Annotated in this window: 12 protein-coding genes; all 12 read right to left on the bottom strand. The window is 67.3% G+C overall.

The genetic code is table 11. The features are described from left to right. Nucleotides 1-43: 43 nt before the first annotated feature. Genes V4558_03020 through V4558_02965 form a run of 12 tightly spaced genes read right to left on the bottom strand, consistent with a single transcriptional unit; the run spans nucleotide 44 to nucleotide 12,074 of the window. Nucleotides 44-406, bottom strand: a complete 363-nt coding sequence (locus V4558_03020; GenBank protein MES2304445.1) for a hypothetical protein — start codon at nucleotides 404-406, stop codon at nucleotides 44-46. Continuing rightward, on the bottom strand, nucleotides 403-1,191 hold the full coding sequence (locus tag V4558_03015) for a class I SAM-dependent methyltransferase (GenBank protein ID MES2304444.1): 789 nt from the start codon (nucleotides 1,189-1,191) through the stop codon (nucleotides 403-405). The genes V4558_03020 and V4558_03015 overlap by 4 nt, the downstream gene beginning before the upstream one ends. Continuing rightward, nucleotides 1,188-2,177, bottom strand: a complete 990-nt coding sequence (locus V4558_03010) for a methyltransferase domain-containing protein (GenBank protein MES2304443.1) — start codon at nucleotides 2,175-2,177, stop codon at nucleotides 1,188-1,190. Before V4558_03010 ends, V4558_03015 begins: the two co-directional genes overlap by 4 nt. Beyond that, on the bottom strand, nucleotides 2,174-3,202 hold the full coding sequence (locus V4558_03005) for a glycosyltransferase family 2 protein (protein ID MES2304442.1): 1,029 nt from the start codon (nucleotides 3,200-3,202) through the stop codon (nucleotides 2,174-2,176). Before V4558_03005 ends, V4558_03010 begins: the two co-directional genes overlap by 4 nt. Then, on the bottom strand, nucleotides 3,199-3,930 hold the full coding sequence (locus V4558_03000) for a polysaccharide deacetylase family protein (GenBank protein MES2304441.1): 732 nt from the start codon (nucleotides 3,928-3,930) through the stop codon (nucleotides 3,199-3,201). Before V4558_03000 ends, V4558_03005 begins: the two co-directional genes overlap by 4 nt. Continuing rightward, nucleotides 3,930-5,192: a glycosyltransferase family 4 protein gene (locus V4558_02995; GenBank protein ID MES2304440.1), complete on the bottom strand. Its 1,263-nt coding sequence runs from the start codon at nucleotides 5,190-5,192 to the stop codon at nucleotides 3,930-3,932. Before V4558_02995 ends, V4558_03000 begins: the two co-directional genes overlap by 1 nt. Next, nucleotides 5,189-6,349 carry a glycosyltransferase gene (locus V4558_02990; protein ID MES2304439.1) on the bottom strand — a complete coding sequence of 387 codons (1,161 nt, stop codon included), beginning with the start codon at nucleotides 6,347-6,349 and terminating at the stop codon, nucleotides 5,189-5,191. The genes V4558_02995 and V4558_02990 overlap by 4 nt, the downstream gene beginning before the upstream one ends. Beyond that, a complete protein-coding gene (locus V4558_02985) occupies nucleotides 6,349-7,830 on the bottom strand; it encodes an NAD(P)/FAD-dependent oxidoreductase (protein ID MES2304438.1) in 1,482 nt (493 codons plus the stop codon). The genes V4558_02990 and V4558_02985 overlap by 1 nt, the downstream gene beginning before the upstream one ends. Further along, nucleotides 7,830-8,723: a glycosyl transferase gene (locus tag V4558_02980; GenBank protein MES2304437.1), complete on the bottom strand. Its 894-nt coding sequence runs from the start codon at nucleotides 8,721-8,723 to the stop codon at nucleotides 7,830-7,832. The genes V4558_02985 and V4558_02980 overlap by 1 nt, the downstream gene beginning before the upstream one ends. Beyond that, nucleotides 8,720-9,583 (bottom strand): hypothetical protein, encoded by an 864-nt coding sequence (locus tag V4558_02975; protein MES2304436.1) that lies wholly within the window; start codon nucleotides 9,581-9,583, stop codon nucleotides 8,720-8,722. The genes V4558_02980 and V4558_02975 overlap by 4 nt, the downstream gene beginning before the upstream one ends. Then, nucleotides 9,580-10,455, bottom strand: coding sequence for a hypothetical protein (locus V4558_02970; protein MES2304435.1), 876 nt, complete (start codon nucleotides 10,453-10,455; stop codon nucleotides 9,580-9,582). The genes V4558_02975 and V4558_02970 overlap by 4 nt, the downstream gene beginning before the upstream one ends. Continuing rightward, nucleotides 10,452-12,074, bottom strand: a complete 1,623-nt coding sequence (locus V4558_02965; protein ID MES2304434.1) for a glycosyltransferase family 39 protein — start codon at nucleotides 12,072-12,074, stop codon at nucleotides 10,452-10,454. The genes V4558_02970 and V4558_02965 overlap by 4 nt, the downstream gene beginning before the upstream one ends. Nucleotides 12,075-12,086 lie beyond the last annotated feature (12 nt).

Here is a 12,086-nt window from a genome sequence, read left to right as displayed (position 1 = left end):
CCAGATGCTCCTCGCAGTGGCCGCGCCACCGGTGGTGGTGAGTTCAGATGTGATCCATGAAGTCGCGCGTCTGCCGCAGCTCGGCCCGCGCCGTGAGCACCACCAGTCGGAATGCCAGCAAGGCGTTGCGGAGGAAGGCGAAGAACCATCCCATCACGAATCCGGCGAAGCCTGCCCACGCGGCACCCACCAGCGCGCCACGCCACGAGACGTCGTAGCCATAGAAGTACTGCGACAGCAGCTCGAGTTCGAGTTCAGGCGGTCGGCCCCGGACCAGCGGCACGGCGCTCAACAGGAAACAGGAGAGGGCGGCGACGGTGCCGACGGCAATCCCCATCGCGCTCTTGTGCGCGGGAGCGAACGCCAGGGCGACCGGATCGGTCGGATACGCGGAATGTGAACTCATTGCGATCTCCCTCCAGTGCGTGCTTCTGCGACCGCCACCAACGTTCGTCCCAGCGGCAACGAGAGCCCCGCCGCCACCGCACTTCCTTCGACACCCAGCCACGCGCGCTTGGCATGCCAGAGCAGGTTGCGCTTCGGCAACTCGGCGAGCAGCCCGACATAACCCTCGCCACCAGCGCGCTTGGCGCGGAACTCTCGCGGTATCTCGGCGAGGCCCAGCAACGCATTGACGCGGCCGACGCGCCGAACGAGGAAACCGCTTGCCTCGAGCTTTCGGCGCAATTCACCGGTGTGATACTTGTGGAACTTATACTCGGGATCATCGTCCGTGGGCGGCCACGACTGCGCATTCGTCCGGATGAAGAGCACACCGCCCGGCCGGAGCACCCGGTGCATTTCCCGCATCGCCTGGAGGTCGCCCCCGTCGAGCGGAAGATGCTGGAGCACGTCGAGGGTGATTACGGCATCAACGCTTCCATCAGGCATCGGGAGATCGAGCGCCGAGGCACCGACAACCCGCTCACCGCCGCCACGATGCGCGGCCACCAGCCCGTCGCGCGCGACATCGAGCCCCAGCGTCTCCCAGCCCGGCCACCGCGCGCGGAACCAGCTCATGGTCTGGCCAGAACCGCAGCCCACATCGAGCAGGCGACCCTGCGCCGGAAGTCGGGCCTGTGACAGGAGTCGCTCGGCCACGTCGCGCATCGCGGCATTCCACCACGACCCGCTCTCGAGCTCACGCATCCTGGCGTAGTACTCGGGCGCAAAAATTCGGGGACCGGTCACGGGGCAACTCCTTCGGCTTCCAGCATTGGCGCAACCAGGCGGGTCAGCGATCGGGCGATCGGCCTCGATCGGGCGGCGTCGTAGAGCGGCACCACGGGCGCGAGCCACCGGGGAAGACGATGCGCCTCCGCCCCGAGCATCTGTGCTGCAGTGACGGCGATGTCACGCAACCCGGCACGCTGCATCGCCGCGGAGATCGCCGCAGCGCTGTGAGGCGAATGATGCTGGTAGCCACTGCCGCCCAGCGCACGCACGTAGCCATCCGCGAGCGCTCGAGGGACGAATCCCACGCCCCATACTCCGACGTGTGGCTCACGCAGGAGCGTAAATCGATTGCTCGCGCGCGCGTGGAATCGGCCGCCCGGCTTGAGGACGCGAGCCACTTCACTGAAGATCGGGTCGAGGTCGGCGCAATGTTCGAGCAAGCCGAGCGCGATGACGCGATCGAAACTCTGCGCCGGGTACGGAAGGGCTTCGGCGTTGCCACAGACGAGTGGATCGGTGCGTCCCGCTTCGGCTAGGCGACGTCGGGCAACGACGAGCCATCGAAATGCGATGTCGAGTCCGACCACGCTGACCTGGGCCGGCGCTGCACAGGCGAGGTCGGCCGTGCCACAGCCGAGGTCGAGCCAGACCTCGCCGGCCGCGGGCTCGTGATGCAGCGCGGAGAGCCACTGGCGAGAGCGCTTCGCCGCACCCAGCACGTGATCGATATGCCGTTCGGCATCCGCCGCTGTGGTGGCCGGAGTCTGGCGCCAGTACTCTCGCACGGCCGCCTCGAATCCGGGAGCGGCGCGCGAATCGACCGACACCCCTTTGGCGCGATCGTCGGCGAAATCGATCCATGGGTCGGGGGCGATCCGGAGATCGGGAATTCCTGCTACGACGGGATAGTCGTGACCGCAGTTCGTGCAGTGCTGGGCATCAGCCGTCACTTGCAGCTCACCACGGCAGCGCGGGCAGAGGGTCCGGGGCAGCGTGCTCACGCGGCCCTCGACACCGATCGCGTCGGCGCGATGATGTACTGGGCGATGCCGAGGGCTGCGGCCAACGCGTTGCTTACGTAGTACGCGAGATGGAGCGGCACCACCAGCACGGCAAAGCCCACTCCTCGCTCGGCGGCAAACCAGCGGTAGGTGTCGAGGTTGGCGATGGTGAGCGCCCCGAAGAGCAGCACGCCGATGATGCCCAGCACGCCGTTGCGCAGCACCAGGGCCGCGACGAGTGCTGCCAGCCCCACCCCGGCGCAGGCCACTCGAAATTGCTCAGCGCGCCCGGTATTGAGCGTGGGCGCAGTGTGCCCGCGTCGCTCCAGCAGCAGGCGCATCCACGGCAGGCCGCGATCACGAAAATCGGTCCGCAGCATCGCGCCGAGACGCCAGCGCTTGAGATGGGTGCCCTGAATGTCGGGATCGAGCAGGATCCGCCCGCCGCGGTCGCGCAGTCGGTAGCCGAGTTCGATGTCCTCGATCTGCGGTCGCGGAAAGCGCACCGTGTCGAAGCCGCCGATCGCTTCGAAGGCATCGCGCCGTACCGCGCCGCAGCCCGCCCAGAAGGTTTCGGCCTCGCCGGCACCGCGGAGATGGACATAACGATGGAGCAGGTTGCGGTATTCACTCAGCACGCCGCGCGCGTCCGGCTGGCGATCATAGCTGCCGAAGAGCGCCACGAGTCCGGGGTCGCGCGCCACCGCATCGGCAATTCGCTGCAAGGTGTCGGGGTGCACGCGCACATCGGAGTCGATGAAGATGAGCCAGGCACCACGCGCCGTTGCCAGCGCTGCGTTGCGCGCCCCACCGGGGCCAAGGGGCTTGCCGGCGAGCGTGATGACGTGATCGGCCAGCGACGCGGCGACGGCGCTGGTGCTGTCAGGGCTCGCGTCGTCGACGACGATCAGCTCCCACTCCGACCGCGGCAACGTGCTCGCGAGCAAGGCTCCGAGCGTGTCGGGGAGGAGGGCTTCGGCCTGATGCGCCGGCATGATGACCGAGAAACGTGGCGTTGTGCTCATCCAATCATCCGCCGGACCCGACGCAACGCATGTCGCCACGCGATGCCGCGACGAAAACGCCGGGAGCCCCAGTCACGGAAGGCAGAACCATCGCGGAAGTACCAGGCATCGAGTCGGGGGATCATTGCCGGGTCAGGCGTTGCATCGAACGGCAAGTAGTCCGTGGTGCAGGCTGCCGCGTAACGAGTCGCCACCGCTGCCGTCGACCTCGGGTCGCTATCGCCGTAGGGATAGGCAAAGATGTCTGGCGTCACGCCAAGCCCCGCTGCAATCGCCTCCGCGGAGCCGTCGAGCTCATCAGCGAGCGCGGCATCGCTGCATTCGGGAAGGTGCGGATGCGTCCTCGTGTGGGAGCCTGCGCTCCATCCTGATTCAACCAGGCGACCGAGTGCGTCCCAGTCCAGAACTGCTGCGACCGGAATGCCTGGGTCGGTGACACCGCGCCAACGATTGTCTCCGCCAACGTGGTCCGTCACGACAAACACGGTTCCGTGCAGCCCCGCGTCGGCGAGGAGCGGTGCGGCCTCTGATGCGACCGATGCCAGCGCATCATCGAAGGTGAGCGCCACGGCGTCGCAATCCTCGGGCAATGCGAGCAACTCGGCAATCGAGACGACTCGCACCCTGCCGCTCGCCAGCCAGGCCACGTGGGAGGCGAACGCCTCCGGACTCACGGAGATGACCGAGCCGGAACGATCAATGGCGTGGTAGGTCAGGATCGCGCGCATCAGGCGACCTGCCGAAGGAGGTCGGTCACGCGTTGGTGGCCGCGCGCACGGCCGGCGCGCGCCACGATCTCGAGATACTTCGGAATCACGACGGCGGCACTCCAGCGCTCCCGCGATGCCATGGCGGCGGTCGAGAGCGAGGTGCGATAGGCCGTGTCCGTCGCGAGACGTTGCAGCGCGACTCGCAAGTCGGTCGCGCCGTCGAAGAGTTCGCCGGCCCCGGCCGTCGCCACGATTTCGGGGAAGGGGCCGATCCGTCTCGCGATGACAGGAGTCCCGACGCGGAACGCCTCGATAATCACCATCCCGAACGTTTCGTAGCCCACTGAAGGGACCAGTGCCGCCAGGGCATACTGTTGCCACCGTTCCACTGCAGCGGAGGGAATCGTGCCCAGGAAGTGTACGTGATCCATACCCGCCGCCATCGCCTGCCAACGTTCCCGCTGACTGCCATCTCCCGCAATCACCAGATCGGCGGCGTCGAAGCCGCGGAATGCCTCCAGCACATCATCGAGCCCTTTCATCCGCTCAAGGCGACCGGCAAAGAAGAAGTACGGCCTTGGGTGGGGTGAGCCACCCGGCGCCGCGACAGGCGCTGCTTCCCGTGGCAGGAAGGGCGGCAGCACATCCATCTCGCGCGCGAGCCCGAAGGCGTGATGCTTCTGGCGACTGAACTCGCTCATCGCGATCACCGCATCGAGTCGTGCGACGGCGCGTTGCAACGCACCGGTATGGCGCCAGAGCTGTGGCGGGCGATGGTGGCGCAGTACGCAGCGGAGACACTGCCGCTCGTCGCAACGCTCACGGCGATGCCGCCAGAGCACGTGAGTCGGGCAGACCAGCCAGTGCTCGTGTGCCATGTAAAGAGTGACGGCATCGCGAGGGTAATCGAGCAGCGCGGGTGCGCCCAGCAGCGAGACGTTGTGAAAGTTCACGACATCCCACTCACCCGGCGCCAGCAGTCGCTGCAGTTGCCGACGATGACTTACCGGGGCGCCGCACTGCTGGACCAGCAGCGGAGCGAGCGCGCCCAGACGGGAATGCAGTCGGACAATCCTGACGTCACCATCGCGATCTTCAAGCGGGAGGTGCAGCGGCGCGGCGGGCTGCAGCGCATTGAAGGCGTTGGTATCGTGGATCACGGTCACCTGATGACCCGCCGCCACCAGCGCGTGCGAGAGCCGCTGCACCGCGATCCCGTCCCCGCCGAAGTTGAACGGCGGATAGAATGTCGTGAGCATGCAGATCCGCAGGCCACTCACGCTGCCGCTTCCTCGATGGCCGCGAGCGTCGCGCGGGCGGTGCGTTCCCAGGTCAGCGCCATCGCACCAGCCCGCGCTGCCGTTCCGGCTGCCTGGCGTGCCGGCAGGTCGTGCAGCAGCTCGCGCATCGCATTCGCCAGCGGCTCGATCTGTCCCGGTACAACAAAGCGGCCGCCGCCGGCGAGGAGTTGGGGCAACGGACTCTCGGTGGTGGCGATCACCGCTGCTCCACACGCCGCCGCCTCGACTGCCGGGAGGCCGAACCCCTCGGAGGCCGACGGCAGCAGCGTTGCAACGGCGCCAGTGTGCAGCGCCGCGACTGTGGCATCGGCGAGGAATCCGGTCCAGTGCACCCGCCCCGCCAGGCCGAGATCCGCGGCGAGCACGGTGAGCTGCTCCCGCACCGTGAGGAAAGCATCACCGTCGAGGCGACCGATGAGCAGCAGGTGCGCCTCGGGCAGCGCGGCGAGGGCCCGCAGGATGAGATCGACGTGCTTGTGCGGCGAGAAGCCGCCGACATAGGTGAACCACGGCACACCGGCCGGAAGGCCCACCGCAATGGTGGCCTCCGCGACCTGGGCGGCGTCGGCTGGCGCGTACGACGCGGCCGGCGCCTCGACCGCGATCCGCAACCGACTCGGGGACACCCGGTGCACCCGCGCGACTTCGCTCGCGGCATAATCGGAGACGGTGAGCACCAGCCGCGCCTGCCGGAGGGCGAGCCCCACCTTCAGGCGCCAGAAGAGGCGCGCGCGCCGCGACGGCAGCGTCAGCTCCGGAAATCGTTCGGCGATTGCGTCGTGCACCGTCACCACCGCGCGCAGGCCGGGAGGCAGCGGGAAGTAGGTGTAGACGGACGGCGAGAAAAAGACATCCGGCGCGTCGCGCTGCACCGCGAGCGAAAGTCGCAACAGATCACCAATCGCGCGACTGCCGTCGGCGGAAGCCGCGTCCACTGGTGACGCGCTCTGGTGCACTTCAATGAGCTGGACGTTGGCTCCCTGCAGGGGCATCGCGGCGAAGGCCGCAGCATCACCATAGCAATGGAACTGATGCTGCGGGGCGGCGGCTGCCATCTCGCGAACGACCTCCCGGGCGAAACGGCCGTACCCGCGTCCGTTGGCCCAGCAGGTGGCATCCACGCCGATGCGAAGCATCAGGTCGCGGGCTCGGCGGCCGGCGTCTCAAGGCGTTGTTCTTCGTGATACTCGAAATCGGTATTGACGGCCCAGATGTCGTGCTTCGCGCCCTGCATGTTCCACACGGCCATCATCGCCGTGAGCATCGAGTGGTCCTGGTTGTTGTACTTGTGCATCCCGTTGCGGCCGACGGTGTGCAAGTTCGGGATCGGGTCAATCCAGTCACGCACCGCATCGAGGTGGCCGCGGTATTCGCCATCGTAGATCGGGTAGGCCTTGGGCATCCGGATGACGGTGCCGTCGCGCACCAGGCCGGGCGGGGCCAGATCGAGCTGCTCAAGTTCCTTCGTCGCCAGCGCAATGAGGTCGGCGTCACTCGATTCCCAGAGGCCATCGCCCTGGAAACAGAAGTACTCCATTCCGAGACAGGTGCGGCCTGCCTCCGGGACCATGGCCGCGCTCCAGTTGTTGAAGTTCTGGATGCGACCGACGGTGACGCCCGGCGTATGGATGTAGATCCAGTTGTCGGGGAAGAGCCGCTCCTTCTCGAGAATCAGCGCCACGACGAGAAAATCGCGATAGCGAAGTCCCTCGGCCGCCGTGCGCACCGGCGCCGGAACCGGTGGCTCGAAGGCACGCACCAGCGACCGGACATCCGTCGTCGAGATGATGTGGTCGGCCTCGAACGTGACCTCACCCTCTGGCGTGTTCGCACGCACCCCGGTCACTCGGCCATCCTGCATGTTGATGGCGGTCACGAAGTGCTGCATCAGCACCCGGCTTCCCATCTCGCGCAGCCGGTCGCGGCACGCTTCCCACATCTGGCCCGGGCCGAGTCGCGGGTAGCGGAACTCGTTGATGAGGCTCTTGATGGAATTGTCGCGGCGCTGGAGTGCCGTGGCGTTCAGGATTGCCCGCGCGAGGGAGAGTCCCTGAATGCGCTGGGCGGCCCACTCCGCCCGGATCTCGGTGCAGGGAATGCCCCAGACCTTTTCGGTGTAGGTCTTGAAGAAGATCTCGTAGAGGCGCTTGCCGAACCGGTTGGTGACCCACTGCTCGAAGTTTTCCTCGACTTCCGACGGTTTGAAGCGCGCCTTGATGTAGCTGAGGACGATGCGCACCGCGTTTGTGATGCCGAGACCGCTCAGGGCATTGAACGCCTTGAGCGGATAGTCGAAGTACTTGCCGTCGTAATGGATCCGCGACATCCGCGGCACGCTGATGAAATCATCGCCGAGAATTTCTTCCCAGAGTGCCTGCACTGGCGCGATCTTGGTGAAGAAGCGGTGGCCGCCGATGTCGAAGCGGAACCCCCGGTACTGCGCCGTGCGTGAGATGCCGCCGACCATGTCATCACCTTCGAGCACGGTGACCTGGTGTCCCGCCTTGGCGAGGAGATAGGCCGCCGTCAGCCCCGCAGGGCCGGCTCCGATGACCACGACACGATCGCCCGGCTTGAGTGGTGCGACTGCGCGAACGGGCGACGAACCATCAGCCATCAGCAGACCTTCCTGAGTGAGTCTCCAGCGCCAAACCAGTACCCCATCACTTCTCCTGCGCCCCAGGCACAGACAAAGAGCGCCGTGAGCGGCACACTCCGCCAGACCAGTGAGCGGTCGACCTGCTTCCGCATCGTGCGCGAGACGGTGCGCCAGAGCAGCAGCGGTGGCAATGCGAAGGCGGCGAGCCCGTAGGCCAGCCGCCGGGCCGCGCCAGCGTCCGCCACTCGTGCGCCTGCGTAGCTGCGCGCATAGAGATAGCGCTGCGAGAAGTACTCGCCGAACGTGTAGTGCTTCTTGTGACCGACCACGATATCCGGCCGGCTGATGAGCGCGATGCCATCGTCCCGCAACCGGTCGTGGAGGTAGTTCTCCCAGCGACCGGCGTGGGTCGTGTCGTGATACTGCTGCAGCAGCGCGCGATCGTAGATCGTGTTGTTGCCGGTGATCCAGCTGCTCGGCCCCGACGCCAGTGGCGGCAGGAGGTGACTGTACTCGCAGAGGAAGGCCGCCCAGTCGAGCAGCGTCTCCGTGGCCGCGTTGCGCACACTGCCACCGACTACCTGCGCATCTTCCCGGGCAAGGAGCAAGGCCCGTGCCCAGCCCGACGGCACCAGCACGTGATCCTCGATGACGGCCACGGAGGGCGCCGAGGCGTGGTCGAACGCAAGCGCCCGCATCTGCGGAATGGTCTGCTCGGGCCCCACAGGGAGCAGCGTGACCCAGGGAAAGCGGGTCGTGGTCGCCTCACGAACCGCCGAACCGACGCGTTCCACGACCAGGACTTCAATCGGGACGTCGCGACGTTCCGACTCCAGTGCGGCGAGGCACCCTTCGAGGTCGCCCCAGCCATTCACAGAGGGGACCACGACACTCAGCGCCGCTTCGGTCATCGGGAACTCCGGGGAACGAGATAGCCCACGGCTTCACCTGCGGCCCAGGCCGCAAGAAAGGCGAGCGTATACGGCAGCGCCCGGACGAACGACTGCGGCGCTGCGCGTCCCGCACTGCGCCAGATTCGTGCGCCGAGCACTGGTGGCAGGAGCGGGGTGGCGGCAGCGCGGACGAGCCGCGCGGGGAAGGTGAGTCCCCGACTCCGCACCCGGGCGTAGTCGCGACCGTGCTGATAGCGGTCGAGGCAGAAGGCGCTGAGCTGGTACTGGAGATTCTGCTCCACCATCGCGCGCCGCATTACCCGGAAGTGCGCTCCCTCGCTCGCTAGCCGCCCGTGGATGACATCTTCCCAATCGCCGGCAAGTGCCCAGAGAGCGACCTTCCCGACAATGCTGCGGTGGTACGCCACATTCGCCCCGGTAATGAGCGGCGCCGACCCCGCGCTGGGCTCGACCTGATCCGGGCCAAAGAAGCCGTACTCCGCGAACGCAGCGCCGCCATCGATCGGGCGCGCCGGGCGCGCATTCCCCATCGTTCCGCCAACCACCGTGGCCTCGCCCGGGAAGCCACCGCTCAGTTCCACCAGCCAGTTTGATGCGGCGATGCAGTTGTCTTCGGTCAGGGCGACCCAATCACCCGTCGCGGCGGCGAGTCCGGCACCGCGGAGGCCGGGAATCGTGGCGTCGGCCGGGCAAGGTACCACCCGAACCCCGGCCGGAAGCTCGGGGTCGGGCACTATCGGGGTGGCCCGCGCCACGACCAGCTCGGCACCGAGCAGCCGGCACTGAGGCAGGAGCGCCGCGACCGATTCGAGGAGCAATGCGCTCGACCGGCACGAGGCCAGCACGACGGAAATCATTTCGTTGCTCCCTCGGTTGGCCGCATTGCGCCGATTGCTTCGCCCGCACTCCACGCCCCGGTGAGGGCGAGCAGCGCCGGCAGGGCCCGCACCAGCGGGGCAAGGGAGCCTCCGTGCTCGCGCAACCGGCGGGCAATCCGACCAGTCAGGACGAAGGGTAGAACCGGGGCAAGGAGGATGTGTCGCATTCGGCTGTTGCTATGGCGCAACACCATGGTAGAACCGTACGTCACCCCATGGCGGTAACGCAACGCTATCCCCTCGGCCAGGGGAATCGGACCGAGAAAGGTGACCATGGCGGCCGGGTCAAAGAGCAGCGAGTGCCCCGCCGCAAGCCAGCGGCGGTGGAACTCGATCTCCCAGAATCCCTCCGCGAGCAGGTCGGGATGCTCGAGAATCCGGTCACGCCGATAGAGGGCGCCGTCGCCCGGGATGTTGTCACGCTGAGCCGGGCTCCCGTTCCCAGGCAGAAAGGGCGCGAAACGGAGCAGGTACATCGCCGTGCTGGGCTGGCTGGAGTGTGGCGCGAGGGCGATGGCACCGGCCGCCCCAACGACCTCCTCCCGAAGCATCGGGATCAGCGCGGTCGCCCACTCGGGATGCACCGTGAATTCGGTACTGAGGCAGGCAACGAGGTCGCCCTCAGCCGCCGCGATCCCGACACCCCAGGCCACCGGCACCAGGGTGCCGTCGCTAGCAGTGATATGACGCATGGCAAGCCGGTGCTCCGCGCGCGCCGGTGCTTCGCCTCCGACCACGATGATCTCGGCATCGACGCCGGTGAGTGCCGCTTCGAGTGATCTGACCGTGGCGACGAGCGCGGGATGGCCTGGAGCGACGGCGACCACGACCGAGAGCTGGATTCTGCTCACGGCGATTCGTCGTCCGACTCAGCCGGAGCATTGCGAAGAAAGGCTGCGATGGCTTCACAGGCATCGGGGCGCGTCGCGTCGCGCGGGTTTGCTGCGCCGAGGAGCACGGTCCCGTCGCCGGCGCGGAACAGCAGCGAGAGCGAGGTGCATCGATCTTTCAGGCGCGGCCCGACCTGCTCGCTCTCATACGGGTATTGCCAGCTCAGGAGCACGGCACTGGCCGGGCCTGCCGGGAGCAGCAATCGCGCGGCGTCGGATTGAGCGAACAATTCGAGCGGCAGCGTCTGTCGTTGCGAGAGGACGTAGAGGATCGCGGGCTTCGACGCGGCGATGACGGCGTCGGGCGGGAGCGAGTCCCTCGCGAAGGCCGCCGCCGCTGCGTATCCGCGATCCTCGGGCGTGTAGCAGCGTGGTTCGACAAATGGCGCCGACCCTCGACACGATGCCTGCAACCGCGCTTCGGCGACCTGAGTCCGCAGGCCGCAGGCTGAGATCAACACGCCGAGTGTCACTGCGATTCCGACGGCCGCCCTGAGCCCGACACGAGCTGCGAGCGCTGCGGTGCCGTAGAGCAGCGTCAGCGTGAGCCAGGGGAAGAGTACAGAGAGCAGTCGCATCACGGGCCACGGCAGGGCCAGCAGAATCGCAGCCGAGAAGAGCAGGTAGGCGACGAGCGCAGCCCAGCGCTTCCGGAGCAGCCAGCATCCGGTCACGATCGCCAGCACAAGGAGCAGGCCCTCGATGGCGTTGTCGAGTGGCTGTCCGTGGATGTCGGGCAGGTTGAATTGTACCGCGGCAAACTTGCTGAAGTATTCCCGTGCGTTGCCGACCACGTGGCTCACCAGTCCGCCATGGGTTGCCGCGGGCGGGGCGAGGAAATCACTGGCGTAGCTGCGACCCACAGTGCGCGCGGTGGCCCATCTGGTATAGCCGAACCAGCCGATGACCACCGCCAGGGAGACGCTGCCGCCGACGAGCAGTGGGCGCCAGTCGCGACGCAACAGCAGCGCCCACCCGATCGCAGGAATCAGGGCGATGCCGGCGCTCCGCGTGAGAAACGCGGCGAGCGTCGCCGTGATCGCGATCGCGGGATACCAGCGCCGGGCGCGTTCACCATCGACAAGTGAACGCCACAGCGCGATCGCCACGAAGAAGAGGAAGGGAACTTCGGAGCGGAGTTCTCGTGTCAGCTGGAAGATCTGCGGCGAGGTCACGATCATCGCCGCGGCCGTCACGCCCAGCCACGGCGTAGTGAGCCGCCGAAGCGCATCGGCCACGAGGGCCGCCGTGGCCCCAAGGAGCAGCAGGTTCGCGGCGAGTGCGGCAGCGAGCGAGCCGCCAGCGACGAGCCGCACCAGTAGCAGATAGATCGCCATGACAGGCGGATACTGCGCATGCGGCGGAGTGCCAGCGAGAAACTCGTCGCGGTAGTGCCCGGCGGCAAGAGAATGCGACAATGTCAGGTAGACGGCGTCGTCGCCATAGATCGTGAGCGAGCCGAAGCGGCTCACCCATCCGAGGGCGAGTCCGGCCGTGATGACCAGAGCAAGCGCCACGAGAGATCGCCGCGACCAGGGCCGATCGGACTCGGGGATAGTGGCGCGCGCACCCAGGGTCATCGCGTCGAACTC

Source organism: Gemmatimonadota bacterium, from assembly GCA_040388535.1.
In the GTDB taxonomy this organism is placed as follows: Bacteria; Gemmatimonadota; Gemmatimonadetes; order Gemmatimonadales; family GWC2-71-9; genus Palsa-1233.
The sequence above is the reverse complement of the archived record's forward strand: the minus strand, read 5'-3'. Positions and strand labels throughout refer to the sequence as shown.

Excerpts from the sequence above, each read along its gene's own strand:
- V4558_03020 (MES2304445.1), bottom strand. The coding sequence starts at position 406 with ATGAGTTCACATTCCGCGTATCCGACCGATCCGGTCGCCCTGGCGTTC.
- V4558_03005 (MES2304442.1), bottom strand. The coding sequence starts at position 3,202 with ATGAGCACAACGCCACGTTTCTCGGTCATCATGCCGGCGCATCAGGCC.
- V4558_03000 (MES2304441.1), bottom strand. The coding sequence starts at position 3,930 with ATGCGCGCGATCCTGACCTACCACGCCATTGATCGTTCCGGCTCGGTC.
- V4558_02990 (MES2304439.1), bottom strand. The coding sequence starts at position 6,349 with ATGCTTCGCATCGGCGTGGATGCCACCTGCTGGGCCAACGGACGCGGG.
- V4558_02985 (MES2304438.1), bottom strand. The coding sequence starts at position 7,830 with ATGGCTGATGGTTCGTCGCCCGTTCGCGCAGTCGCACCACTCAAGCCG.
- V4558_02980 (MES2304437.1), bottom strand. The coding sequence starts at position 8,723 with ATGACCGAAGCGGCGCTGAGTGTCGTGGTCCCCTCTGTGAATGGCTGG.
- V4558_02975 (MES2304436.1), bottom strand. The coding sequence starts at position 9,583 with ATGATTTCCGTCGTGCTGGCCTCGTGCCGGTCGAGCGCATTGCTCCTC.
- V4558_02965 (MES2304434.1), bottom strand. The coding sequence starts at position 12,074 with ATGACCCTGGGTGCGCGCGCCACTATCCCCGAGTCCGATCGGCCCTGG.